Annotated in this window: 26 protein-coding genes and 1 pseudogene; 12 read left to right on the top strand and 15 right to left on the bottom strand. The window is 50.5% G+C overall.

All coding sequences use genetic code 11. The annotated features are described in order from the left end of the window. Positions 1-5: 5 nt before the first annotated feature. From RFF05_RS06500 to RFF05_RS06465, 8 genes and pseudogenes are all read right to left on the bottom strand, one after another. On the bottom strand, positions 6-1,499 hold the full coding sequence (locus RFF05_RS06500) for a complex I subunit 5 family protein (protein WP_409969554.1): 1,494 nt from the start codon (positions 1,497-1,499) through the stop codon (positions 6-8). After that, on the bottom strand, positions 1,500-1,871 hold the full coding sequence (locus RFF05_RS06495) for a sodium:proton antiporter (protein WP_409969553.1): 372 nt from the start codon (positions 1,869-1,871) through the stop codon (positions 1,500-1,502). 1 nt (position 1,872) lies between these two features. After that, on the bottom strand, positions 1,873-2,775 hold the full coding sequence (mbhE, locus tag RFF05_RS06490) for a hydrogen gas-evolving membrane-bound hydrogenase subunit E (RefSeq protein ID WP_409969552.1): 903 nt from the start codon (positions 2,773-2,775) through the stop codon (positions 1,873-1,875). After that, on the bottom strand, positions 2,765-2,905 hold the full coding sequence (locus RFF05_RS06485; protein ID WP_409970147.1) for a pesticidal protein Cry2Aa: 141 nt from the start codon (positions 2,903-2,905) through the stop codon (positions 2,765-2,767). Before RFF05_RS06485 ends, mbhE begins: the two co-directional genes overlap by 11 nt. Further along, positions 2,905-2,958 (bottom strand): annotated as a pseudogene (locus RFF05_RS06480) (hypothetical protein); the annotation flags it as partial. The gene RFF05_RS06485 and the pseudogene RFF05_RS06480, both read right to left, overlap by 1 nt. A gap of 58 nt (positions 2,959-3,016) precedes the next feature. Beyond that, entirely contained in the window at positions 3,017-3,340 is a 324-nt protein-coding gene (locus RFF05_RS06475; protein WP_409969551.1) for a cation:proton antiporter, read from the bottom strand. Beyond that, the gene (locus RFF05_RS06470) at positions 3,333-3,683 is read right to left on the bottom strand and encodes a monovalent cation/H+ antiporter complex subunit F (RefSeq protein ID WP_409969550.1); all 351 of its coding nucleotides are present in this window, start codon (positions 3,681-3,683) and stop codon (positions 3,333-3,335) included. Before RFF05_RS06470 ends, RFF05_RS06475 begins: the two co-directional genes overlap by 8 nt. Beyond that, on the bottom strand, positions 3,676-4,158 hold the full coding sequence (locus RFF05_RS06465; protein WP_409969549.1) for a Na+/H+ antiporter subunit E: 483 nt from the start codon (positions 4,156-4,158) through the stop codon (positions 3,676-3,678). Before RFF05_RS06465 ends, RFF05_RS06470 begins: the two co-directional genes overlap by 8 nt. 308 nt (positions 4,159-4,466) lie before the next feature. Here RFF05_RS06465 and uraA point away from each other — a divergent pair, with 308 nt between their 5' ends. Continuing rightward, positions 4,467-5,756 carry a uracil permease gene (gene uraA / locus RFF05_RS06460; RefSeq protein WP_409969548.1) on the top strand — a complete coding sequence of 430 codons (1,290 nt, stop codon included), beginning with the start codon at positions 4,467-4,469 and terminating at the stop codon, positions 5,754-5,756. A gap of 245 nt (positions 5,757-6,001) precedes the next feature. Here uraA and RFF05_RS06455 read toward each other — a convergent pair whose 3' ends face one another. Both RFF05_RS06455 and RFF05_RS06450 read right to left on the bottom strand, forming a co-directional pair. Further along, complete coding sequence (locus RFF05_RS06455) at positions 6,002-6,136, bottom strand: hypothetical protein (protein WP_409969547.1); 135 nt, start codon at positions 6,134-6,136, stop codon at positions 6,002-6,004. Next, positions 6,109-7,275 (bottom strand): MFS transporter, encoded by a 1,167-nt coding sequence (locus RFF05_RS06450; RefSeq protein ID WP_409969546.1) that lies wholly within the window; start codon positions 7,273-7,275, stop codon positions 6,109-6,111. Before RFF05_RS06450 ends, RFF05_RS06455 begins: the two co-directional genes overlap by 28 nt. A gap of 154 nt (positions 7,276-7,429) precedes the next feature. Between RFF05_RS06450 and RFF05_RS06445 the strand changes: the two genes are divergently transcribed. The 5 genes from RFF05_RS06445 (at position 7,430) to RFF05_RS06425 (ending at position 12,849) form a co-directional block, all read left to right on the top strand. After that, positions 7,430-8,434 (top strand): aldo/keto reductase, encoded by a 1,005-nt coding sequence (locus RFF05_RS06445; protein WP_409969545.1) that lies wholly within the window; start codon positions 7,430-7,432, stop codon positions 8,432-8,434. A gap of 40 nt (positions 8,435-8,474) precedes the next feature. Then, the gene (locus RFF05_RS06440; RefSeq protein ID WP_409969544.1) at positions 8,475-9,176 is read left to right on the top strand and encodes an NAD-dependent protein deacylase; all 702 of its coding nucleotides are present in this window, start codon (positions 8,475-8,477) and stop codon (positions 9,174-9,176) included. Between the two features lie 136 nt (positions 9,177-9,312). Beyond that, positions 9,313-10,893, top strand: a complete 1,581-nt coding sequence (locus RFF05_RS06435; protein WP_409969543.1) for an FAD-binding oxidoreductase — start codon at positions 9,313-9,315, stop codon at positions 10,891-10,893. Continuing rightward, positions 10,890-11,681, top strand: coding sequence for an electron transfer flavoprotein subunit beta/FixA family protein (locus RFF05_RS06430; RefSeq protein WP_409969542.1), 792 nt, complete (start codon positions 10,890-10,892; stop codon positions 11,679-11,681). The genes RFF05_RS06435 and RFF05_RS06430 overlap by 4 nt, the downstream gene beginning before the upstream one ends. 1 nt (position 11,682) lies before the next feature. Continuing rightward, positions 11,683-12,849, top strand: a complete 1,167-nt coding sequence (locus RFF05_RS06425; RefSeq protein WP_409969541.1) for an FAD-binding protein — start codon at positions 11,683-11,685, stop codon at positions 12,847-12,849. A gap of 351 nt (positions 12,850-13,200) precedes the next feature. Here the strand turns inward: RFF05_RS06425 and RFF05_RS06420 are convergent, their stop codons facing one another. Next, positions 13,201-13,344: a hypothetical protein gene (locus RFF05_RS06420; protein WP_409969540.1), complete on the bottom strand. Its 144-nt coding sequence runs from the start codon at positions 13,342-13,344 to the stop codon at positions 13,201-13,203. A gap of 1,146 nt (positions 13,345-14,490) precedes the next feature. Between RFF05_RS06420 and RFF05_RS06415 the strand changes: the two genes are divergently transcribed. From RFF05_RS06415 to RFF05_RS06390, 6 genes are all read left to right on the top strand, one after another. Further along, the gene (locus RFF05_RS06415; RefSeq protein ID WP_409969539.1) at positions 14,491-16,464 is read left to right on the top strand and encodes a TRAP transporter permease; all 1,974 of its coding nucleotides are present in this window, start codon (positions 14,491-14,493) and stop codon (positions 16,462-16,464) included. Between the two features lie 98 nt (positions 16,465-16,562). Beyond that, positions 16,563-17,528: a TAXI family TRAP transporter solute-binding subunit gene (locus RFF05_RS06410; RefSeq protein WP_409969538.1), complete on the top strand. Its 966-nt coding sequence runs from the start codon at positions 16,563-16,565 to the stop codon at positions 17,526-17,528. After that, complete coding sequence (locus RFF05_RS06405) at positions 17,528-18,463, top strand: 2-hydroxyacid dehydrogenase (RefSeq protein ID WP_409969537.1); 936 nt, start codon at positions 17,528-17,530, stop codon at positions 18,461-18,463. The genes RFF05_RS06410 and RFF05_RS06405 overlap by 1 nt, the downstream gene beginning before the upstream one ends. A gap of 278 nt (positions 18,464-18,741) precedes the next feature. Next, positions 18,742-20,088 (top strand): NADP-specific glutamate dehydrogenase, encoded by a 1,347-nt coding sequence (gdhA, locus tag RFF05_RS06400; RefSeq protein WP_409969536.1) that lies wholly within the window; start codon positions 18,742-18,744, stop codon positions 20,086-20,088. Positions 20,089-20,099: 11 nt separating this feature from the next. Continuing rightward, a complete protein-coding gene (gene gdhA, locus RFF05_RS06395) occupies positions 20,100-21,446 on the top strand; it encodes an NADP-specific glutamate dehydrogenase (RefSeq protein ID WP_409969535.1) in 1,347 nt (448 codons plus the stop codon). A gap of 134 nt (positions 21,447-21,580) precedes the next feature. Next, positions 21,581-22,060: a heme-binding protein gene (locus RFF05_RS06390; protein ID WP_409969534.1), complete on the top strand. Its 480-nt coding sequence runs from the start codon at positions 21,581-21,583 to the stop codon at positions 22,058-22,060. 188 nt (positions 22,061-22,248) lie between these two features. On the opposite strand, the gene RFF05_RS06385 is transcribed toward RFF05_RS06390, so the two are convergent. From RFF05_RS06385 to RFF05_RS06370, 4 genes are all read right to left on the bottom strand, one after another. Then, positions 22,249-22,449, bottom strand: a complete 201-nt coding sequence (locus tag RFF05_RS06385; protein WP_409969533.1) for a helix-turn-helix domain-containing protein — start codon at positions 22,447-22,449, stop codon at positions 22,249-22,251. A gap of 53 nt (positions 22,450-22,502) precedes the next feature. Beyond that, positions 22,503-22,727: a helix-turn-helix domain-containing protein gene (locus RFF05_RS06380; protein WP_409969532.1), complete on the bottom strand. Its 225-nt coding sequence runs from the start codon at positions 22,725-22,727 to the stop codon at positions 22,503-22,505. A gap of 93 nt (positions 22,728-22,820) precedes the next feature. Further along, complete coding sequence (locus RFF05_RS06375) at positions 22,821-23,408, bottom strand: hypothetical protein (RefSeq protein ID WP_409969531.1); 588 nt, start codon at positions 23,406-23,408, stop codon at positions 22,821-22,823. Next, the gene (locus RFF05_RS06370; RefSeq protein ID WP_409969530.1) at positions 23,399-23,770 is read right to left on the bottom strand and encodes a hypothetical protein; all 372 of its coding nucleotides are present in this window, start codon (positions 23,768-23,770) and stop codon (positions 23,399-23,401) included. Before RFF05_RS06370 ends, RFF05_RS06375 begins: the two co-directional genes overlap by 10 nt. Positions 23,771-23,774 lie beyond the last annotated feature (4 nt).

The following is a 23,774-nucleotide window of genomic DNA, read 5'->3' as shown; positions in this document are numbered from 1 at the left end:
TCCTTTTATAGCAACAATAGCCCTTGTTCAATCAGCTGGTAAACCACACTGTACCCCAGTCCCAGTGCCAAGTTTGCCACAATGAACAGCGTCATCGATAGCTTGAAGCTTTTGGGGGCGGTGTAGGTGGTTTCAGGGGTTGGGCCTTTGGTGTAAATGATGACAATACAGCGCAGGAAGTACATGGCGTTGAGGACGGTGGAGGCAATCAGCGCCAGTAAAATCACCCACAGGAAGGGGCTTCCTTCGATGGCAGCTAACACCAATAGGTATTTGCCGAAAAAGCCAGCCAACAAGGGGAAGCCAATCATCGACAGCCCCCCTAAGGTGAAGGCCAACCCTGCAAAGGGGTTACGCAGGGCGCTGCCTTTGATCAAGGTGATGAATTTGGTGTTATCAGAGGACTGCATCAGCCCTTCGCAGGCGGTGTAAAGCATGGATTTTGCCATGCTGTGGCCAATGATGAGATAGGCAGCAGCGGCAAAGGATAAGGGGGTGCCGATGCCGATGGCCACGTACACATAGCCCACCTGTGCAACCGACGAGCAGGCCAGCATTTTTTTGATGTTGGTTTCACGGGTGGCATCGATGGAGGCCAACACCATGGACAGCAGGCCAAAGAGAAGTAAAATGTTGAGAATTTCCAGTTCTTTTACGATTTCTAGCCCCAATACACGGTAGAAAATTTTGATTAGCAAAATAATGTAACCTTTGAGCACCAGCCCAGAGGATAGGGCGTTGGAGAGGTTGAAGGCACGGTTGTAGGCCACAGGCACCCAGTTGTGGAAGGGGTAGAGGGCGCTTTTAATGGCCATGGACACAGCCATCAACCCCACGATGATGGTCAGGGGCAGACTGTAGCCTGAGGTGGAAAGCATGGTTTCCACCGATTCTTGGACGTTTGGCATCAGCAAGTGGCCTGTTAAAATGTACAGCAAAGAGATGGAAATGAGGAACAGACCAGAGCCCAGCAGACTCATGATTAAGTATTTAATGGTGGCGGCAATGGCTTTACGGCTGTTTTTCGCCGCCACAAAGCCGCAAGAGCACAAGGTGTTGATTTCGATGAATACATAGGCGGTGAACAAGTCGTTGGTGTACACCAAGGCATAGGTGCTGGCCAACAGCAAGCACATCATCAAGTAAAACAGGTTGGTTTTGCTTTGGTGTATCTTGTTGAAAATCTGGGGTTTTTCTGCCAGAGAGGATAAGATGACCACCAGAGAAAACACCGTCGCCATCAAGGCTTCAAAGGGGCCAAAGCGGATTTCATTGCCCCATGGCGCGGAGAAATGCCCCATCATAAAGGTGATTTGCCGTGGCTCGATATACATGGTGTAGAGCAGGAGACCACTCATGACAAAGCAGATGGTGGCAATGGCTAAATTCAGCCGATAGGCGGCGGTGGGACGAAGAACACTACACACAACGCCGCCAGCAATGGTGATTAAAATGCAGAAAAACGGGAAGTTTGTGGAAAACTCCATAAGAACGTCCATTTAAAGCTCCTTACTGGATTGCATGAGAATTTCGTCTAAATCCAAGGTGTGGTATTCGCGGTATAGCCGCTGAATGAGAGACAAAGAAATAGCGGTCACCGACACGGAGACCACAATCCCCGTGAGCACCAAGCCAGAGGGAATGGGGTTGATGTAGGCAGAGGCATCGGTGATGCCATCCACCACAATGGGGGCGGCTCTGCCGTCGATGTAACCGCTAGAAGCCAGTATCAAATACACAGCGCTGTCCATGATGTTCAGCCCAATGACTTTTTTAAAGAGGTTGCGGTGCAAGAACAATGCGGTGAACCCAATGCCAAAGAGAATCACCCCAAAGACTTGGTAATAATTGGTGAAAAAATTGGGACCCATGTCAGATGTCTCCCTTCGTAAACAGTGAATAAAAGCTATACATGGTGCACGTGACAATCAGCCCCACGCAGATGTTTAAAGGCAAAATTAGCCCAGAGGAGAGGATGTCTCCGGCGTTGCCCAAGGGGATGCCTGTTTCCAAGTGGTGGGCGCCCGTGTAAAAGGAGTAGCTTTTGGCAACGGCGTAAAAACTGAGGGAGCAGAAGGTGACACGGCGCACCCGTTTTTGGGTGATGACTTTGCGGATAGACTCGTAGCCATAGGCCGAGGAATAGAGAATGAGACTGGCGCCCATGACAGACCCACCAGCAAACCCACCCCCAGGGGAGAGGTGACCGTTCAATACAATATAAATACCAAACACCAGTAAAAAGGGAATGATGTACTTGGCGATGTTTTTCACAATGGGGTCACGTTGGACTTTGCGGTATCGGTGGTGGACGGTGCCGTGCTCAGGGTGAGATTCGGTGTTTTTCATCAACATAAACACGCTGACAGAGGCCAAAAACAGCACGGCGCTTTCGCCCAAGGTATCAAAGGCACGGTAGTCTAAAATCATGCCAGAGACAATGTTGGTGGCCCCAGTTTCTGCCAAACCTTGCTCAATATAACGGGTGCTGACTTCGTTGTTGATGGGGGCGTCCGCGTCTCCAAAGGCAGGGAGGAAGGACACGGTGACCAGTAAAATGAAAATCACCCCAAGGCAGATGGCGGTGCTGGCTACGTTATAAAAGCCAGAGAACAGCCCGATTGCTTTTTTGTCATGCCATTGGATGAAACGAACTTCGGTGGAGGCTTCTTCGTGGCGCGGGTCTCGCCGTGGGGAGGCCTGAGGCTTGGTGTATTGGAGGGTGAAGTCGCCTTCTACAAAACGGTTTAGACTTTGGCGGATTTTATACTTCATTGTCGTCCTCTTCTTCTTCCGTTTTCATGCGGTTGATGTTCACCAAGGTGGTGAACAATAGCACACTGGTGACACCTGCCCCACAGCCGCCTCGGTGATGGCCAAATCTGGGGATTTCAGTAGCAGCCAAATCACCGACATCACCGTGCTAAAGGACATGAAAATCACCACTGCTGCCAACATATTCTTGGTTATACACACGGCAACAGCGCAAAACAGCAGGAATACTAGTAAAATTAATTCAAATATTGTCATAATGCACCACTTCACATTCTTGTTCGATATCTTTGTTGACGCCCACTTCCGTCTTGGCTAAAAAGTGGGAGGCCACAGGGTTGACAAACCATAAAAACAGCAACATAATCACCAGTTTTAAGCTAGTGGCAGTGAACCCACTGGCCACAATTAAGCCCCCTAAAATGCAGGAGGTAGCCAAGGTGTCAGCCAAGGCGCTGATTTGCATACGGTTTAAAATGAAGGCACAGCGGAAGTTGCCAATGGCAGAAATCACAAACACGCTGACACCGCAAAAAAGCAACATGGCGGAGATAATCAGTCTAATCATGGGTGCCTCCTTCTACGTGGGTGATGTGCTTGGGATGTTTGATGTGTTCAAATTCATTAGTGCGATGGATGCGGTGGGAGCGGAGATAGGCCTTGCACACAATCACCACCGTCACAAAGCCTAGCATGGCGTAAATCAGTGCCACGTCCACAATGTAGCTCTCCCCTTGGAGTACAGCGACGATACAAATCATGTTGATGACCAAGGTGGAAATATTGTTGACCCCTAAGATGGAGTCGAAAAAAGTGGGGCCGATGATGGTGCGCAGTAAGTAGGCAAAGGTGGTGAGCCCCAGTACGCACAAAGCGGCAATAAACAGCCAATTATATACGGTATCAATCATGGGCTTGTACCTCCATGGTATGTTCGATTTTGGTTAGGAGTTTCACGAAGATTGACTCTTGCAACCCTTCTGCCAAGGTGTAGTCTAAGGCGTGGACGTAAAAGGTGCCGTTGTCGATGTTTAAGGTGATGGTGCCAGGGGTCAGGGTGATGGAGTTTGCCAAAACAGTCTGCAAAAACTCGTTTTTCAAGTCCACATGGAACACGGCGATTTGGGGTTCAAAGTGGATGGTGGGCATCATCACAAATTTCAGCACCGCCAAACCAGATTTAATCACTTCGACAAACAGTGCCCCCAAATAAATCAGCATATGGAGGATGTTTTTGGTGACAATGGTGTCGCTGTGTGGGCTGTATTCCAAGCATTTGCACATGAAGATGTAAATCATGGTGGTGATGATCAATCCGAAAATGAGAATTTCCAACGTGCATTTGCCGTTGATGGCAATCCACAGCAGGAGCAAGAGAATATACATAAAGTGCCTCCAGTTTCACGGGGTTTTCAGCGGAAATTTTATTGCGGTAGTAGGATACAGTGCCATTATGCGCTTGTAAAACGAGAATGTCAATATCTTCTAAAACGGGTTGAATTTTTTGGTTAAATTGTATAAAAAAGGGCGGATGAAGGGGCGGGAAACAGAGAGCGATTGGCAATAAAGTAATCGATTTTTTGGATTTATTTGCATTTGCTGTTTAAGACGAAGAAAACTGTTGAAATTTGTAGACGATTTCTTGATTTTATGGTATACTTTTAAATGGAAAAATTGAAAGGAAATGAAGAAGTATGAAAGAAAAACGCATTATCGGCATCGATGAAGTTGTCCCCATGACCCAGTTGGTACCCCTTGCCATTCAGCACGTATTCGCTATGTTTGGCGCATCGGTGCTGGTGCCCCTCATCTTCGGCATCAACTCTGGCATCGTTTTATTTATGAACGGCGCAGGCACCCTGCTGTTCATCGCGTTGACCAAGGGCAAAGCCCCTGCCTATCTTGGCTCTAGCTTCGCCTTTTTAGCACCTGCCTCTATTGTTATTGCAGAATTGGGTTTTGAATATGCCCAAGGTGGCTTTGTGGTGGTGGGGCTTTTGGGCTGTATCATGGCAGCCATCGTCTGGAAATTCGGCACCGCATGGATTGATGTGGTGTTGCCACCTGCCGCCATGGGGCCTGTGGTGGCGCTGATTGGCTTAGAACTGGCAGGCAACACCATTGGTGGTGGCACCACAGGGGCTGACTTGTCAGCTGGCGGTGCCCACATTGCCGTGTTTGCCATCACCTTGGGTGTGGCGATTTTTGGTTCTGTTCTGTTCCGTGGGTTCTGGTCTGTCATCCCTTTGCTGGTTGCCATGGTGGCTGGCTATGTGTCTGCCCTGTGCCTTGGTTTGGTGGATTTTGCCACCATGGAAGCCATTGGTTTGGGCGCTGGATTTACCTCTATGGGCGCTGTCCAATGGTTCACCATGCCTGCTTTCAGCTTGGCAAAGTTTGACGCTGACGCCATCATCATTATGGTGCCTGTGCTGTTGGTCATCACCGCTGAGCACATTGGTCACCAAATTGTCACAGGTAAAATCGTGGGCCGTGATCTACTCAAAGACCCTGGTTTGCACCGCTCTATGCTGGGTGACAACCTGTCCTCCGCCATTTCTGGGATGTTGGGCTCTGTGCCCACCACCACCTACGGCGAAAACATTGGGGTCATGGCCATCACGGGGGTGTACTCTGTCCGTGTCATCGCTGGCGCCGCTGTGATTTCTTTGATTATGGCCTTCTTTGGCCCTCTGTCTGCCTTCATCGGCACCATTCCCGGTGACGTCATTGGTGGCATCACCTTCTTGCTCTACGGCATGATTGGCACCTCTGGTCTGCGGATTCTGGTGGATCAAAAGGTGGATTATTCTAAGAACCGCAACCTGATTCTCACCTCTGTGGTGTTTGTGGCAGGGCTGTCTGGACTGTCTATTTCCATGGGCTCTACCTCTATTTCTGGTATGACCTTGGCGGCTGTCACCGCCGTGGTGCTGAGCCTGCTGTTCTACATTTTGGATCGCACAGGCTTGATGAACGATTAAAAGACGAAAGGGTTGTGTTGAACACAGATGTTCAATACCATGCTGAACCTATGTAGGGGCGGCTATTAGCCGCCCGCGCAGAGTTGACTAAAGTGTACAAAAATGTCGGGCGAATTCGTGAAATTTTACGAATTCGCCCAACGTTTTGCGTATAATCAGCATTTGCCCCACGGGCGGCTAATAGCCGCCCCTACAAAAGACGGTTGATTTTTGCGTATTTTTATTTGCATGACAGCGCTTTATGTTCACATCGTTTTAAATTCTCGTTTCCCCACCTGCATCAGCACGAAGCCGATGAAAAACAGCAATATAATGGCTAGAATGGCGAAGGAACTGCGCCCTGTGAGTCCTTTTACGATGGCGTATAGTGCTGGCCCCATGACGGCGGCAAACTTGCCAAAAATATCGAACACCCCAAAGTATTCGCTGGAGCGTTCTGGGGGATTAGCTTGCCAAAATAGGAGCGAGACAGGGCTTGGATGCCCCCTTGCACCGTGCCCACCATAAAGGCCATGATCCAAAACATGGTGGTTGCTTGGGCAATGGTCAAAAATCCTTCTTCAATGCCAAAGCCCATGACAAACCCTGTGATGCAGATGGCAAAATACACGGCGATGGCAACGGATAGCAAGTTGATGGCACCCAATCGCCCCGATAGCTTGCCAAATAAAATGGCACAGGGCACCGCCACCAGCTGGGTCACCAGTAGCGCCAAAATCATGTCAGTGGTGCCCAGACCCAAGGTGGTGCCATAGGCGGTGGACATATGGATGATGGTGTTCACCCCGTCGATGTAGAAAAAATAGCTGAGCATAAACAGCAACAGCCCACGGTTTGCCACCATTTCTACGAGGGTAGCTTTTACCGATGCGTAAGAGGTGGCAATTAGATGGCGAGGGACTGCGTCATTGCCGTGGGTTTGGTGGCAATGTTTCATAAAGGGGATGGAGAACACAGCCCACCACACAGCGGTGACCACCATAGATAGCTTGGAGGCCAACACAGCGTCAATGCCGAAAGGTTCCCCAAAGCTCACCAGCACAATACAACCGATGAAGGGGATGGTGCTACCTCCGATGTAGCCCATGCTATAGCCCCATGCCGACACGCTGTCCATCCGCTCACGGGTGGTGACGTCGGTGAGGAAGCTGTCGTAAATCATGCACGAGAGGCTAAAGCCAATGTAAGAAAGTCCATAGCCCAGAAGCATACCCTGCCAACTGTCCATGACGGCACAGGCGGCAGTGGACACAACGCCCAAAAGCAAAAACCTCACCATCAGCTTTTTCTTCAAACCCCGATAATCGGCAATGGCACCCATAAAAGGGGAGGCGCAGGCGGCAATGGCCGTGGACACAGCGGTGCCTGCACTCCACCAAAAATCACCGTCAGCCCCATTGGCAGAGCAGACGCTGGCAAAATAAATGGGGAAAATGGCTGCCAGCACAATGGTGGCATAGCTGGAGTTGGCCCAGTCGTATAAAATCCAACTCCGCTCTTGGGTGGTAAATTTCATCATGTTCTCCTTATGGCTGTTTTGCTTTAGTGTATCATAGATTAAGGCAGATGGAAAGAGTAGGAAGGCTAAATGTGTGTAAAATGAAATGCCTTGCAAGTGGTATGATGATTTGGTATAATAAGGGTGGATTTCAAACATACAAGGAGAACAGACTATGGAAAAAAGAATGTTAGGTAACTCTGGTATTGCCGTCAGCCCCATTGCCATTGGGTGCTGGTCTTTCGGCGGTGGCGCCTATTGGGGGGAACAATCCCAAGCAGACGTGGACGCTGTGGTGAATATGGCGCTGGACAACCAAGTGAACCTATTTGACTGTGCCGAGGTGTATAACGACGGGGACAGTGAGCTGTCTTTGGGGAAAGCCTTGAAACATCGCCGCGACGAAGCGGTTATCATCACCAAGCAAGTCATCACACCTGACGCCGATGACACCATTGCTCGTTTTGAAGCGTCTTTGAAGCGGTTGGACACGGATTTTGTGGATGTGATGATGATTCACTGGCCCACCAATGACCGCGCCATCATGGAGCGCACCTTAACACGATATCAACAGTTGGTGGATGCTGGCAAGGTGAAGGCCATCGGGGTCAGTAACTTTGGGGTCAAGCAAATGACCATGATGAAGGAACTTGGCTTTATCGCCTGCGTCAATGAGCTACATTATAATATTGCCTCCCGTGCCATTGAGCACGAAATCATCCCCCTGTGCCAAGACCATGGCATGGGCGTGCTGACCTATGTGTCCTTGCAACAAGGGGTACTCACTGGCAAGTACAAATCCTTTGCAGACATCCCTCCACGCCAAGCACGCTATCGCCATTATGATGTGTGCCGTAGCCAAGGGATGCACGACCACAAGGGCACTGGTGCAGAGGCGGAACTGACAGAGCTACTGTCTGTGCTCGGTGCTGTGGCCAAGGAGAAAAACGTGTCTGTGATGGAATTGGTGCTTTCTTGGGCCTTGCGTCAAACTGGCATCACCAGCGCCATTGTGGGGTGCCGCAATCTGCAACAACTGTCTGAGAACTTAAAAGGTGGCAATTATGTGATGGATGATGCAACCTGTGCGTTGCTCACCAAGGCCAGCCAACCTATCTATGAAAAATTGGGCACCAGCGCCGATTATCTCTTCCCCGTTGACCAGTGCCGTGTGATTTAAAAACAGCACATCCGTAGATTGAAAAAAGGAGGGCAACACCATGATTGAACGGTTGCAACAGATGATTGACACCTCTGAAAAAGTTGTCTTTTTCGGTGGGGCAGGGGTATCCACAGAAAGCGGTATCCCCGATTTTCGCAGTGTGGATGGGCTGTACAACCAGCACTATGCCTATCCTCCAGAAACCATTTTATCCCATACCTTTTATGAGAAAAATACGGCAGAGTTTTATCGTTTTTACCGTGAAAAAATGCTTTATTTAGATGCCCAGCCCAATGCCTGCCATCGGTATCTTGCCCAGTTGGAGCAAGCTGGCAAGCTGACGGCGGTGGTGACCCAAAATATTGACGGCCTCCACCAAAAAGCTGGTAGCAAACAGGTTTACGAGCTCCATGGATCCGTCCATCGCAACCATTGCTTGCGCTGTGGCAAAGCCTATACTGTGACCCATATGCAAGGCGACGGCTTGCCCACCTGTAGCTGTGGTGGCGCGGTGAAGCCCGATGTGGTGCTCTATGAAGAAGGCTTGGACGAAGCCACCATTGAAGGGGCGGTGAATGCCATTGCCCAGTGCGATATGCTCATCATCGGCGGTACGTCATTGGCGGTGTATCCTGCGGCCTCCTTTGTTCAATATTATCGGGGCAAGAAGCTTGTGGTCATCAATAAAAGCAAGCTACAGGTGAATGCAGATTTGGTGATAGACGACGCCATTGGCGCTGTGTTTGCACAATTGCATTGAACCGTAAACCATCCCAAGCCATTGGCTTGGGATGGTTTTTTAGCAGGTTCTTTTGGGATTTATCTTGAAAAAGTATTGCGAGAGATTGTGAAATATGGTAAGGTAAGGGAGATATTGAACACGAGGAGGGAGCGTTATGGACTGTATACATACCGTTTCTACAGAATACCAAGAGTTTTTAAAAGATGAGTCTCGCACGGTTGGTGTCGCAGAGACCATCTCCTTTCCCACCAGCCATAATCAAGTGGTGGACATTGTCCATTGGTGCGCCCAAAATAGCCAAAGCGTTACCATCCAAGGGGCGCGGACAGGGGTGGCGGCTGGAGCCGTTCCCTTTGGCGGTCATGTCATGAACTTCAGCAAGCTCAGCCGTGTGCTGGGCTGTGAAGTGGTGGATGATGGATTTGCCTTCACCGTGGAACCAGGGTTGAGCCTCATTGAGCTGAACAAAATGATTGCCACCAAAAAGTTTGACACCACAGGCTGGGATGAAGATGCTATTGCCGCATTCCATGGCTTTTTGGACGCACCAGCCCAGTTTTATCCCCCAGACCCCACCGAGTCTACCTGCTCAGTGGGCGGTATGGTCAGTTGCAATGCCTCTGGCGCCCGTAGTTTTCGCTATGGGTCCATCCGTGGGCATTTGCTGGGATTGCGTGTGGTGCTCAGTGATGGGGAAGTGGTGACACTGCGCCGTGGGGAAACCATGGCGCAAGGGCGCACGCTGACGCTACAGTGCGAAAGTGGAAAGACCATCACCCTTGACCTGCCCACCTATCAAATGCCCCACACCAAAAACGCATCGGGATATTATATGGCCGATGATATGGACGCCGTCGACCTGTTCATCGGCGCGGATGGCACCTTGGGTGTCATCACAGAAGTGACCATTGTCACCACCCCATTGCCCCGTGAAATCTGGGGTGTGAGCTGTTTTTTTGCAAATGAAGAACAGGCAGTGGACTTTGTGGAACGAGTGCGAGAGCACCCAGACAATCGGCAGTATCTGGCGGCGGTGGAATATTTTGACCCCTTTGCTCTTGCCATTTTACGCACCCAAAAGCAGACAGGCACTGCCTTTAAGCAGTTGCCAGAGATTCCAGAGCACTATAACGCCTGCGTGTTTTGTGAGCTTCACTGTGACAGCCCAGACACCGCCCAAACCGCTTTGTTTGCCCTTGGAGATGACATGGAATTGGCAGGTGGTGACAGCGTCAACACATGGGTGGCGCGCAACGAAGGGGACTTGCATCTGTTGCAATTTTTCCGCCATGCGGTGCCAGAGAGCGTGAATATGATCATTGATGCGCGGAAGAAACAAGAGCCCATCATCACCAAATTAGGCTCGGATATGTCGGTGCCAGACAGTCAGCTCAAGGCTGTGTTTGCCTTGTATCAAACCACATTGCAGGCCGCTGGGCTGGAATATGCCATCTGGGGGCACATTGGCGACAACCATTTGCACGTAAACATTTTGCCTAGAAATGCCGATGAATTTCACAAAGGAAAGGCATTGTTCAAACTCTGGGCAGAGAAAACCACCGCCATGGGCGGTGCGGTGTCGGCAGAGCATGGGGTGGGGAAGATGAAAGCCAGCTTCCTAGAAATCATGTACGGCACAAAGGGCATTGACCAAATGCGTAGGCTGAAATCTGCCCTTGACCCAGAAAATCGACTCAACCAAGGAAACCTATTTTCACAAGGAGGGCAGTCATGAATACCATTGTTTGCATGAAGCAGGTGCCCTCGTCCAACGAAGTGCGGATGCACCCTGTCACCAAAACCATTGTCCGAGATGGTAATGCCTCGGTGATGAACCCATTTGACAGTTCCGCCCTTGAGCAGGCCGTTCAATTAAAACAACAACGAGGCGGCACCATCACCGCCTTGAGCATGGGGATTTTACAAACCCAAGTTCTGCTCAAAGACGCCATGAGCCGTGGGGCAGACAAGGCTGTTTTGCTCTCTGACCGTGGCTTTGCTGGGGCAGATACGCTGGCTACCAGCTATACTTTGAGCCTTGGGGTCAAGGAAATTCAAAAAAATATAGGTGCCTTTGATTTGATTCTCTGCGGTAAAATGGCGGTGGATGGGGACACGGCGCAAATCGGCCCAGAGCTGGCGCAGGTGTTGGGCATTCCTTATGTCACTGATGTGGTGGAGATTGTGGAAGCCAGTGACACGGCCATCACCGTTCGCCGTATCATTGACGGTGGAACCCAAGTGGTGCGTGTGGCTTACCCAGCGCTGTTGACTGTGGTGAAGGAAATTCAGCAACCACGGCTACCATCCATTGCGTCATTGAAAGCCAGCCTTGCCAAAGAGGTGGCGGTATTCACCGCAGATGCTGTGGGGGCAGATGGCACCCGTATTGGCCTTAACGGCTCCCCCACCCAAGTGGTGGAAACCTTTATCCCAGAGCATAGCACCCAATGTGTGGCGCTGACAGGGGATGTGGCCAGTCTCTGTGGCCAGCTAAAAACCATTGTGCAGGAGGTGGGTTAACATGGCAGAATTGAGAATAGACCCACAGCGATGCCGTGGGTGCGGTCTGTGTACAGAGGGGTGCGCCACGGGGGCGCTGTCCATGGCAGACAAGGTGGCTGTGGTCAATGACAACTGCGTATTTTGCGGTGTTTGCGTGCAAAATTGCCCCTTTGAGGCCATTTCTATTGCACAAGATCGCCAAATCGTCAATGATGTAACCGCCTACCAAAATGTGTGGGTGTTCACCCAAATCAACCAAGGGGAAATAGCCCCTGTGTCGCTGGAACTGTTGGGCATTGGTGCCACTTTGGCTCAGGAGAAAAGGTGCCAGCTCGTGGCGGTGGTGTTAGAGGAAACAGGGGCAGACTATGCCCAAACCTTGATTGCCCATGGGGCAGACCGTGTGCTGTTGTGCCAAGAGGCAGCGCTAACTGTGTACAACCAAGACCGTTGTGCCACCATTTTGGGAGATATGATTGGGCAGTATAAGCCTGAGATATTGCTCTTTGGTGCCACTGGGTTTGGTCGTGCCTTGGCACCATCGGTGGCGGCGCTGGTGAAAACAGGGTTGACCGCCGATTGCACCGTGCTGGCAGTGGATGGTGAGACAGGGCTGTTGCGCCAAACCAGACCAGCTTTTGGTGGAAACTTAATGGCCACCATCGTCTGCCCAGACTGTCGCCCTCAAATGGCAACGGTGCGCCCTGGCGTGATGGCAAAATGTGCCCCAGATACCGCGCGCGTAGGCGCGGTGGAGGTGTTTGTGCCAACTGTGGCCGCTGGGGTGTCTAAGGTTACGGTGCTAGAAACGACCTTGCGTCAAACAGCCAATGCCATCACTGGGGCAGAAAAACTGGTGGTAGTAGGCCGTGGCATCGGTGGCAAGAAAAACATGAAGCTAGTATATGAATTTGCCGAAAAAATTGGCGCACAGGTGGCAGTGTCTCGTCCTTTGGTGGACATGGGCTACGCGCCTTATGCCCAGCAGGTGGGACAAACAGGGTGCACCGTGGCGCCCAAATTGCTCATCAGCCTTGGGGTCAGCGGTGCCATTCAGCATAAGGCTGGCATTTCCCGAGCGGAGCAGATTATCGCCATTAACACCGATGAAGAGGCTCCCATTTTCGCTATTAGCCAGTATAAAATTGTGGCTGATTGTGTGGAGATATTGAAAGGGTTTGTGTAAAGGGGGTTGCCCTCCCACCCTATCGTAGGGGCGCCCATTGGGCGTCCGTTTTCTGATTCACTTTGAATTGTTTTTTTTGCCCCTACGGGGTGGTCTGCTGCCGCAGGGGCGTCCTACCGGACGGGTCACCTGCCGGTGGGGCATTCTTTTTTTGTCGAAAAAAAGAACCAAAAAACGATTTTTTCACGACGACTGCGGTCGAGTGAAAAAAAGGGATTTTACGGGGGTTCATCGCTGGGATACCACGCTCTCTTGACCGGCACCGAGTGGCCTGATTTGACGCGAAGTATCCTTTCGGGCTTCGCCCTGTTGGGGAGTGGCGGTGAGAATGGTGCGGTTTCTTGGGGGTGCCTAAGGTGTGGGTGTGGTGTGGTACGGTGGTGTTGGATAACACGGGCGACCAGAGGTCGCCCCTACAGGGAACACCACCGCACCCATACCAAGCTGACCGCAGGTCAGCGCCTCCCCAACGCCACCGTACCCACCGACGTCCACATTGTAAGGCACCTTCCATGCGTGCTACAACGTCATCGTACGACAAACGTGCGGCAGCAATCAGCGTTGGTTCGCGCATTCCACACGATAAGCCGAACGGGTGTGACCCAGACGCCCCGATAGCACCGCACCCACTCATACCTACAATCCGTATACAATGGGAGCACGTGAGACGGCTGACCACAAGTGGTCAGCCGCCACGTGCCAGATTTTTGGTTACTTTGCATCTTTGCAAAGTAACGCCCGCGCGGCGAGCGCCCCCCACGGCAGTGGAAAAAGTTTATCAAAAGAAAACTCCCACAGGGTGAAGCAAATTGCAACCGATTTCCACGGGCGGCTAATAGCCGCCCCTACAAGGGGAGAAGGGCGAAGAAAGCCCCTGCGGCAGCAGCTCCCACGGGAGTGGAGAAAAGTCTATCAAAAGACAAATCCCACAAGGTGAAGCAAATTGCAATTGATTTCTACGGGCGGCTAATAGCCGCCCCTACAAGGGAGAAGGGCGAAGAAAGCCCCTGCGGCGAGCGCCCCCCACGGCAGTGGGAAAAGTTTATCAAAAGAAAACTCCCACAGGGTGAAGCAAATTGCAATTGATTTCCACAGGCGGCTAATAGCCGCCCCTACAAGGGTGGGGAAAAGAAAGCCCCTGCGGCAGCAACCCCCACGGGAGTGGAAAAAACCCCGTCTGGCAAGACACACCCCAGCGCCAGCGGAAAGTTTTCAACAAATAATAATAAAAATTTATGAAAAAATTCTATTTCCCCATAGACAAACAAAAAACTTTATGCTACAATGCTTTAAAGTGAGATAATGAAGTGAATATCGTCAATGGCAATGAAAAAATAGTAGTAGTGACCCTTGGTTACAATCTCAGAGAGAAAAACGGTTGGTGTGAGTTTTTCAGTACAAGGTGAGCGAAATTCGGTTTTGGAGCCTCAATGGGAAACCATTGCGTTGTCTATACGATACCATAGAGCTAAGGCACTGGTGTTCCAGTGTAAATAAAGGTGGTACCACGGTTATTTCGTCCTTTTTGGGGTGAAATAACCGTTTTTTTATCCCTGCCGTTGTTTATCGCCACTCCCATTGTAGGGGAGCGCAGTGCGCTCCCGCTTGTCATTCACATAGAAAAGAGAAGGAGTCCTCCGAATGAACCCATTTAAGAAAAAACAACCCATCGCCGATACCGATGACGTGGAAGCCATTGCCCAGAAACTACTGGAAGAAAAAGAAGCAGAGATGCGTGTCCGTTCCTACGAAGGCATTAGTGGTACCGTGCTGACGGTGCTGTTTTTGGTGTGGGCACTGTTCCAGCTTTATGCCAACACCATCGGCGTCATGGGTGCCATGACCTTGCGCGCTTGGCATATTTTATTCCTGTTGGTGTTCACCTTTGCCATTTATCCCACCTTTAAAGGCGAGCGCAAGGAGCGGAAGCTTCCACCCATTTGGGACTTTGCGCTCATGGGCTTGACGGTGTTTTCCTTCGGGTATATGATTGTCAACTACAGTGTCATCGCCTTGCGTGGTGGCTATTTGGAAACGTTCGACTACATCGTGGCAGCTGTTGCTATGGTGGTGGTGTTTGAAGGGGCACGCCGTGCCTGTGGCAGTATGGCGGTGCTGGGCTTGGTGTTCCTTGCCTACAACTTCCTTGGCCCCTACATCCCCGGTGATTTGGGACACACTGGCTTCACCGTCAAGCGTGTACTCAGCCATATGTTCTGGGGTAGTCAAGGGATTTTCGGTGTGGGCATCGGCGTCAGTGCCACCTATATTTTCTTGTTTATCGTTTTTGGCGCGTTCTTGAAATACAGCGGTTTTAGCCAATTTATCAACGACATGGCCTTGACCCTTGTGGGGCAAAGTCCCGGTGGCCCTGCCAAGGTGGCGGTGCTGGCCAGCGCTCTTTTGGGCATGATCAATGGTTCTGCCATTGCCAATGTTGCCACCACGGGCACCATCACCATCCCTTTGATGAAGGAAACTGGCTACAAATCAGAATTCGCTGCCGCTGTGGAAGCAGTGGCCTCTACAGGTGGACAATTTGCACCGCCCATCATGGGGGCTGTGGGCTTTGTCATGGCAGAATTTTTAGGGGTTAGCTACACAGAGGTGTTGCTTGCCGCCTGTGTGCCAGCTTTTTTATACTATTTAACTCTGATTTTTGCCGTCCATTTTGAGGCCAAAAAGTTGGGGCTCAGTGGCATTGCCAAAGAGAACATTCCAAACGTGTGGAAGGTGATGAAAAGCCGTGGGCACTTGGTGATTCCGCTGGTGGTGCTCATTGCCATGATGTTCCAAGGCTACACGCCACTCTTTGCCGCTGTGGTGGCGATTTTTGCAACAGTCATCGCCTCTTGGCTTAACAAGGAAACCAGAATGTACCCTGCAACCATCGTCAAAGCCACTGTGGAAGGTGCCCGTGGGGTGCTGAGTGTGGGTGTGAGCTGTGTGGTCATCGGGGTTATCATTGGCACTGTGTCTCTCACCAGTTTGGGTTTGAACTTTGGCTACATTGTCCTCAGCATCGTGGGGGAAGGTCAACTGCTTCTAGGCGGGGTGATGGTGATGGTGATGTCCATTATTTTGGGCATGGGCGTGCCTGGTGTGGCGGCTTACGTCATTGTGGCGGCGGTTGCTGTGCCAGTGTTGGTGGATGTGGGTGCCAGTTTGATGGCGGCCCATATGTTCTGTCTGATTTACGCCTGCTTGTCCAATATCACCCCACCAGTGGCCATGAGCTCGTACGTGGCCAGTGGCATTGCAAAATCCAATCAAACCAAAACTTCACTGATTGCCATGAAGTTGGGGCTCACAGGGTTTATCCTGCCCTTTTTCTTCTTGGATAATCCCATTTTGCTCTTGGGACAAGGGGTGGACATCCCCTTGAGCACCACTGTGTTTGCCGTTATCACCGCCAGCCTTGGTGTCATCGCCCTGTCTGCTGGCTTGCAAGGGATGCTCTTAAAGCGTTGCAATCTGTTGGAACGCATGGGGCTACTGGTTGTTGGCATTCTAGCTGTTGACCCTACATTTATCACTGATATCATTGCAATTGTATTGTTTGTTGCCATTGTTTGTTTGCAAAAGTTTAAAAGACCAACCATAGCTATGGCGTGAATATCATCTGCAACATCTTATTTTATACCCGTCCCCATCGTAGGGGCGACCTGTGGTCGCCCGTGTCCTATCCACCATTTAAAAGGAGAAAAGAAATTATGAAAAAGCTAGCCCTCATCTTGGCATCTGTGATGCTCATGGCCTCTCTCACCGCTTGTTCCAGCGGTGAAAGCGAAACCGTTTCCATCAACTTCCCCACCGCCTCCACCACGGGCACCGTGTACCCCATGGGTAGTGCCATTGCAAACCTGTGGAACACCGAGATTGAAACGGTGAAAGCCAGTGCCCAAGCGTCGAATGGCGGTGTGGACAACTTGAATCTCATTGCCGACGGCGATGCCCAAATGGGGGTTGCCATCACCAGTATTTTGTATGAAAGCTACACTGGCACTGGCACCTTTGAAGGCCGTGCCAACGAAGATTTGCGTGTGTTGGCTGGGCTGTATTATAACCCCAACCAAATCGTGGTTGCTGAAAACAGTGGCATTGAATCCCTGTCTGATTTGGTGGGTAAAAACTTTGCCCCCGGTGCCTCTGGTAGCACAGGGGAAGTGGAAACCAACATCCACTTGACCCAAATGGGGCTGAACTATCCCGACGATATCAAAGCCCAATACGTGGGCTTCACCGAAGCGGTCGACCTGATTCGCAACCAACAATTGGACGGCGCATGGATTATGGCAGGTTTGCCCACGGCCGCTGTCACCGAAGTCACAGCCACCGCTGGCGGTAAAGTCATCGGTATCGAGGCTGATTTGATTGCCAGCTTGCAAGAATCTTATCCTTGGTATGCCGCCTATACCATTCCTGCTGGCACCTATGAAGGGCAAGATGAAGACGTGCTCACCACCGCCGTCAAGCTGACCATTTGCACCGATGCCAGCGTGGACGACGACGCTGTGTATGAAATGACCAAAGTGTTCTGGGAAAACATTGAAGACTTGGCCGTCACCACCCCTGCTCTGGCAGGTTTGAAGGTGGAGGATGCCGTCACCGATTTGGCTGGCGTGCCCCTACATGACGGTGCCATCCGCTATTATCAAGAAATCGGAGTGATGGACTGATGATTAAAATTGCCCTCACTGGTGTGTATTTTGATGGCGCCAAAGAAGCCTTGCTGGCCAATGTGCCTGAGGGGTACGAAGTGGAGTTTATCGCCTCAAAAGACGACTATCACAAGCTCAAAGATGTCAGCTATATCATCAACCGCTTGGCGGTTGACAGCGAAGTGTTCACCGCCGCCCCCAATTTAAAGTTGCTTCAAAAGTGGGGGGCTGGCTTTGACGATTGCGACATCAAATTGGCAGCAGAGATGGGCATTCCCGTCACGTCCTGCCCCGGTGTCAACGCACGGCCTGTGGCAGAATTGGCGCTGATGCACATGCTCAGTGTGTATCGTAATTTGATTGCCATTAACCGCAATTTAACCCGTGGAAAATGGCCAAAAAGCGAATTTTTCGGTCGTTCTTATATGATCGAAGGGAAGACTGTGGGTATCATCGGCCTTGGCAACATCGGTAAAATCGTGGCAAAACTGGTGACCGCCATGGGTGCAGAGGTAATTTATTACGACATTGAGCGCCAAAGCGCCCAAGAAGCCCAATTTGGCTATGGATTTGTGGACATGGAAACCTTGCTGAAAACCGCAGATATTGTCACCGTTCATTGTCCCCTCAAGGCCGATACTGTGGATTTGATTGACAAAAAAGAGCTTTCTCTCATGAAGCCCACCGCCATTTTAATCAACACCGCCCGTGGTCCCATCGTCAATGAGACCGCCTTGGTGGAAGCCTTGGAAAATGGCTCCATTTTGGGCGCTGGCATGGATAATTTCAACCAAGAGCCCACTGCCCCAGACCATCCACTGCTCCAATTGCCCAACGTCAGTGCTTCTGCCCATGCAGGGGGCAATACCCGTGATAACGACGTGAACATGGTGCAATATTGTTACCGCAATATCGTAGCTTTTGAAAAGGGAAAGCCCTTCAACAGTGAATGAGACTGGGTCAACCGTGACTATATGGAAACCAAATAAGAAAAACTATAGAGGTTGTGACGAAGATTTCATCTCGTCACAGCCTCTATAGTTTTTTGGTAGTTGCGACTAATAAGTTTATCACTTTAAATAAAAAATTAACCCCAATACCAGTGGTTTCACCAAAGTTTCAAAAAATTGAAATTTCATACTTGAATGGTACTACTTATATAGTGTATGATATAAGTCCTACACCTTATTTAGAAAAGAGTGTGGCACAATAGAAACGAGGAGAATTGACCATGAATGTGAAAAACGAGTATTTACTGGGGTTGATGGAGCGTGTGGAGCGTCGCAACCCAGCAGAACCCGAATTCCACCAAGCAGTGCGTGAGGTGTTGGAATCTCTAGAGCCTGTGGTAGAAGCCCATCCTGCCTATGTGAAAGAAGGGGTTTTGGAAAGCTTGGTTGAACCAGAGCGTATCATCAAGTTTAGAGTGCCTTGGGAAGATGACCAAGGGAACTACCATGTCAATCGTGGTTTCCGCGTTCAATTTAACAGCGCCATCGGCCCTTACAAGGGTGGGCTGCGGTTCCATCCCAGCGTGTACGAAGGTATTATTAAATTCTTGGGTTTTGAACAAATCTTCAAAAATAGCCTGACAGGTCTGCCCATCGGTGGCGGCAAAGGTGGCGCTGACTTTGACCCCAAGGGCAAGTCTGACGCGGAAGTGATGCGCTTTTGCCAAAGCTTCATGACCGAACTGTGCAAATATATCGGCCCTGACACCGACGTGCCTGCTGGCGATATCGGGGTGGGCGGTCGTGAAATCGGCTATCTCTTTGGGCAATATAAGCGCATGAGCAACGAGTTTACTGGCGTGCTGACAGGCAAAGGCCTTACCTACGGCGGTAGCTTGGTGCGCACCGAAGCCACTGGGTACGGCTTGTGTTACTTCACCCAAAATATGTTAGAGGCCAAGGGCAAGTCCTTTGACGGCGCCACTGTCTGTTTGTCTGGGTCTGGTAACGTGGCCATTTACGCCTGCGAAAAAGCCACCCAACTGGGTGGTAAAGTGGTGACCATGTCTGACTCTAGCGGTTATATTTACGACAAAAACGGCATTGACCTGCCTCTGGTGAAGCAGCTCAAAGAAGTGGAACGCAAGCGCATCAGCGAATATGTAAAAGCCCACCCTGAAGCGGAGTATCACGAAGGCTGTGCTGGGGTGTGGAATGTGCCTTGCACCATTGCCCTGCCTTGCGCCACCCAAAATGAGCTAAACGAAGCTGCTGCCAAAACTTTGATTGCCAACGGCTGTATTGCGGTTGCTGAAGGTGCCAATATGCCTTGCACCCCAGAAGCGGTCACCGCTTTCTTGCTCAGTGGCGTGCAATTTGGTCCAGCCAAGGCTGCCAACGCTGGTGGCGTGGCAACCTCTGCACTGGAAATGAGCCAAAACTCCATGCGCTATTCTTGGACCTTTGAAGAAGTGGATGAAAAGCTCAAAGACATTATGAAGGGCATTTACACCAGCTCTGCCGAAGCCGCCGCTGAATTTGGCATGGAAGGCAACTATGTGGCTGGGGCAAACATTGCTGGCTTCCGCAAGGTGGCTGACTCCATGCTGGCCTACGGCTTGGTATAAGGAGGGCAGAGATGAACTATGTGGAACGCGTGGTGGCGGAGTTAACCGCCAACTACCAAAATGAGCCTGAATATTTACAAGCAACCCTAGATTGGATTGACTTGGTGCGCCCTGTGGTGGACGCCCATCCAGAGTTTGAAAAAATGGATTTGCTGACCCGTATGGTGGAGCCAGACAAGATGTATTCCTTCCGTGTTTCTTGGGCGGATGACCAAGGCATGGCGCACACCAATGTGGGCTATCGTGTCCAGTTTAATAACGCCATTGGCCCTTATAAGGGCGGTCTGCGGTTTCAGCCCCAAGTCAATGCCAGCGTGGTGAAGTTCTTGGGCTTTGAGCAAACCTATAAAAATGCCATGACAGGCCTGCCCATCGGTGGTGGCGCTGGCGGAGCCAACTTTGATCCCCGTGGGAAAAGTGAGCGCGAAATCATGCGCTTTTGCCAAGCCTTTATGACGGCGCTGTACCGTCACATCGGCGCTGATACCGATGTGCCTGCTGGTGACATTGGTGTGGGGCAACGGGAAATTGGTTATTTATATGGCCAATACAAGCGCCTGACTAGTCGTGCTGAGCGTGGGGTGCTGACCGGCAAAGGCACCACCTATGGCGGTAGTCTCATTCGCCAAAAGGCGGCAGGCTATGGTGCTGTGTACTTCCTTGAAAAAATGCTAGAGCAAAACGGCACCACCATTGAGGATAAAACCATCATTGCCTCTGGCTTTGGCAACATGACATGGGGCGTGTGCCGCAAAGTCTCTAAGCTGGGGGGCAAGGTGGTGACCATCTCTGGCCCCGATGGCTATGTGTACGACCCAGATGGGGTTGTGGGCAAGGAAAAGCTGGATTATTTGATTGCAATGCGCCAGAGTGGCGCAGATAAAGTGGAACCCTATGCTGAGAAATTTGGCGTGAAGTTTTATCCCAATCAGCGCCCTTGGGGCGTGGTGGCAGACATTGCCATGCCTTGCGCCACCCAAAACGAGCTAGATGTGGCAGATGCCCAAGCGTTGATCAACAACGACGTGGCCTATTATGTGGAAGGCGCCAATATGCCTGCCACGCGTCAGGCCATGGCCATGCTCCGTGGTTGCAAGACCATGCTGTGCGCTAGCTCCAAGTCTGCTGGCTGTGGCGGTGTGGCCGTGTCTGCACTGGAAATGGCGCAAAACTCTGTCCGTTACGAATGGAGTGACAAAGAGGTGAACCAACATCTCAAGCGTGTCATGGGTGAAATTTTCGACAGCGCCCTCAATGCCGCCAAGCGCTATGACCTTGGCAGTGATTTGGTGGCAGGTGCAAACATTGCCGCCTTTGAAAAAATCGCTGGCACCATGATGGCAGAAGGTTTGTTCTAAAGGGCAAGTTGCATAAAAATGCCATTATTTCTTGGTGATTGTGTGGAAAAACAAAGAAAATATCCGCAGACCATTTACAACCACTTGCGGAACAGGTATAGTGGGATTATCAATATGAGATGGGAGTTTAACACATGAAAGTATACCAAGAGATGGAAGCGCAAGCCCTGTTAGATGTGATTATCGAAGAAGAAAGCCGCCTGTGCTTTGACCATTTTTCCAACAATGAGGCCTTTGAACTAGGCAAGTGCATTGTGGCGCAATTTGCAAACTTTGCCCCTGTTGCTATTGAGATTTATATCAATGGACACTGCAAATTCAGCTTTTTCCCCGATGGCACTGGTGTGAACAACGGCACCTTCTTAGCCAACAAGCGTCGCACTGTGGAAGCTAAGGAATGGAGCTCTTTGCGGATGTATGCTTGGCTTTTAGCCTTGGGTCGTACCCAAGAGAGCGCCTTGATGCCCTTTGAACACTATGCCGCCGTGGGCGGTGGGTTCCCAATTCGCATGAAAGACGGTGCCGTCATCGGCTCTGTGTGCGTGTCTGGCCTGCCTCATTTCCAAGACCACACCTTGCTTGTGGCCGCTTTGGAACAATATCTGGGCAAATAAATTGTATAAATAAGGCGCTGTGACACAATTGTAAAATTGCACAACAAAACAGAAAAAACGTAGGGAATGGTCTTGACCATTCCGCTCCCCATGACATAATTTGTGTGGGAAAGCGGAACGGGCAAACACCGTTCCCTACGCTTGTGTTGTCAGATTTCACAAAGAGGTCCGCATTGCGTCACAGCCTCTTATTTGTTTTTTATAAATCGCACCACATCATTCGGTGTGCAACCAATGATGGTACATAATTTTTCCAATGTTAACATGGTAATATTCTTGTTTTTCTTCAAAGAATCTAAGGTTTTATTGTCAATACCTGCTTTTAATAGCTGATATTGTGACACACCGTTGGCCTCAATAGTTGCCCAAAGAGGACTATAATCTACCATTCCATCAGCCACCTCACCTTAATCTTATACAAAGTATTGCAACGTGTTAAAAATCACTCTTTTCTTCTTGGATACGGTTTTGTTTCCTCGGTCATATCAAGCAAATAATCTACACTGGTATTAAAATGCTCTGCCAGTTGCTTTAAAATTCCCACAGGAATGTTAATAATACCACGTTCGTAATCTGAATACGTGGTCTGCGCCACACAAAGCAATTCTGCCATTTGCGTTTGGTTCAAATCTCGGTCTTCGTGCATGGCTCTTAAATGTTTATACATATCCTCACCTCTGAGAATATTAAAGCACAGTCATAAAACGGCACCTGTATTTTAACGGTATTTCCGTTAAAATACAGGTGCCGTTGTGTTTTTTTACCACGTGAGCATCACGGTTTCTAATTCTGCCACTAGAATCTGGGCATCTTCTTTGCTGATCATGGTGGCATTGGTGTTTTGCAGGTAGATGGCGTTGGTCAATTCCTTCATGGTGAACACAGCGTCTAGCACCACATCAATTTGAGGGTAAAGCTGGTTATCCACTTCTTTGAACAATACGCTCAAGGCCAAAATAGAATTGGTAGAGGCGGTCATATCGCTGAGCAGAGTCACAGCGATGGCGGTCAAGGCGGTGGCTTGGGTGAAATAGTTGTCGGTGGCGTCATAAATGGCACCGAATTTTGCATCCCCAGCCAAATCGCCATAGGTGGCTTGGAATTCACTCTGCAAGGCCAGCATTTCAGTATGGATGGCTTGGGTTTGGACTAAATCTAAGCTGGAGAGCACATCGGTCAAGCCTGTCAGGGTTTCCACAGTGTCAATGACATAAGCTTCCATGGCACAGGCTAGCTCTTTTTCTGCCTTTAAAGTGGGGTCAGCTTCAGCGGCGGCATAGTCGTAGCCATTGAGGAAATAGTGGGCGATTAAATACCCTTCCACATCGTCAATTTGCTCTAAATCCAAGGCCTCCGTGTAGGTGATGGTGGGGGGGTCAACCGTATCGTCTGGGGGGAGACTTCCGTTTCTACATCTTCTGGGGTAACCTCTTCTACATCAGTCTCTACTGCAGGTTCTGGCTCGATGGTGGGCTCTTTGAGTTCCACCTCCGCTTGTTCGATGACAAGGTTTTGGGCTTCTGACTCCTGTTCCACAATGGCGGACGCGGCGGCCAATTGGGACTGGAGTTGCTGTTGCGCCAGCAAATCTGCAAGGGAACGCTCCTGCTCCGTGGCCAAGCGTAAATGGCTTTGGATGGCACCGATGGATAGATAGAGGCACAGAGCTGTGACCACAGCCACCAAGCCTAGTTTTAGCAGTGTTTTCATGGCA

The sequence above is a fragment of the Bengtsoniella intestinalis genome, assembly GCF_039719005.1.
Taxonomy (GTDB): Bacteria; Bacillota; Clostridia; order Oscillospirales; family Oscillospiraceae; genus Oscillibacter; species Oscillibacter intestinalis.
Note: the sequence above shows the minus strand (reverse complement) of the source record. Positions and strands in the feature narration are given on the sequence as shown.

Excerpts from the sequence above, each read along its gene's own strand:
- RFF05_RS06450 (WP_409969546.1), bottom strand. The coding sequence starts at position 7,275 with ATGATGAAATTTACCACCCAAGAGCGGAGTTGGATTTTATACGACTGG.
- RFF05_RS06410 (WP_409969538.1), top strand. The coding sequence starts at position 16,563 with ATGAAAAAGCTAGCCCTCATCTTGGCATCTGTGATGCTCATGGCCTCT.
- RFF05_RS06465 (WP_409969549.1), bottom strand. The coding sequence starts at position 4,158 with ATGTATATTCTCTTGCTCCTGCTGTGGATTGCCATCAACGGCAAATGC.
- RFF05_RS06445 (WP_409969545.1), top strand. The coding sequence starts at position 7,430 with ATGGAAAAAAGAATGTTAGGTAACTCTGGTATTGCCGTCAGCCCCATT.
- gdhA (WP_409969535.1), top strand. The coding sequence starts at position 20,100 with ATGAACTATGTGGAACGCGTGGTGGCGGAGTTAACCGCCAACTACCAA.
- RFF05_RS06385 (WP_409969533.1), bottom strand. The coding sequence starts at position 22,449 with ATGGTAGATTATAGTCCTCTTTGGGCAACTATTGAGGCCAACGGTGTG.
- RFF05_RS06415 (WP_409969539.1), top strand. The coding sequence starts at position 14,491 with ATGAACCCATTTAAGAAAAAACAACCCATCGCCGATACCGATGACGTG.
- RFF05_RS06380 (WP_409969532.1), bottom strand. The coding sequence starts at position 22,727 with ATGTATAAACATTTAAGAGCCATGCACGAAGACCGAGATTTGAACCAA.
- RFF05_RS06470 (WP_409969550.1), bottom strand. The coding sequence starts at position 3,683 with ATGATTGATACCGTATATAATTGGCTGTTTATTGCCGCTTTGTGCGTA.
- RFF05_RS06495 (WP_409969553.1), bottom strand. The coding sequence starts at position 1,871 with ATGGGTCCCAATTTTTTCACCAATTATTACCAAGTCTTTGGGGTGATT.
- RFF05_RS06370 (WP_409969530.1), bottom strand. The coding sequence starts at position 23,770 with ATGAAAACACTGCTAAAACTAGGCTTGGTGGCTGTGGTCACAGCTCTG.
- RFF05_RS06500 (WP_409969554.1), bottom strand. The coding sequence starts at position 1,499 with ATGGACGTTCTTATGGAGTTTTCCACAAACTTCCCGTTTTTCTGCATT.
- RFF05_RS06455 (WP_409969547.1), bottom strand. The coding sequence starts at position 6,136 with ATGGGGCCAGCACTATACGCCATCGTAAAAGGACTCACAGGGCGCAGT.
- RFF05_RS06435 (WP_409969543.1), top strand. The coding sequence starts at position 9,313 with ATGGACTGTATACATACCGTTTCTACAGAATACCAAGAGTTTTTAAAA.
- RFF05_RS06425 (WP_409969541.1), top strand. The coding sequence starts at position 11,683 with ATGGCAGAATTGAGAATAGACCCACAGCGATGCCGTGGGTGCGGTCTG.
- gdhA (WP_409969536.1), top strand. The coding sequence starts at position 18,742 with ATGAATGTGAAAAACGAGTATTTACTGGGGTTGATGGAGCGTGTGGAG.
- RFF05_RS06405 (WP_409969537.1), top strand. The coding sequence starts at position 17,528 with ATGATTAAAATTGCCCTCACTGGTGTGTATTTTGATGGCGCCAAAGAA.
- mbhE (WP_409969552.1), bottom strand. The coding sequence starts at position 2,775 with ATGAAGTATAAAATCCGCCAAAGTCTAAACCGTTTTGTAGAAGGCGAC.
- RFF05_RS06440 (WP_409969544.1), top strand. The coding sequence starts at position 8,475 with ATGATTGAACGGTTGCAACAGATGATTGACACCTCTGAAAAAGTTGTC.
- RFF05_RS06390 (WP_409969534.1), top strand. The coding sequence starts at position 21,581 with ATGAAAGTATACCAAGAGATGGAAGCGCAAGCCCTGTTAGATGTGATT.
- uraA (WP_409969548.1), top strand. The coding sequence starts at position 4,467 with ATGAAAGAAAAACGCATTATCGGCATCGATGAAGTTGTCCCCATGACC.
- RFF05_RS06475 (WP_409969551.1), bottom strand. The coding sequence starts at position 3,340 with ATGATTAGACTGATTATCTCCGCCATGTTGCTTTTTTGCGGTGTCAGC.
- RFF05_RS06430 (WP_409969542.1), top strand. The coding sequence starts at position 10,890 with ATGAATACCATTGTTTGCATGAAGCAGGTGCCCTCGTCCAACGAAGTG.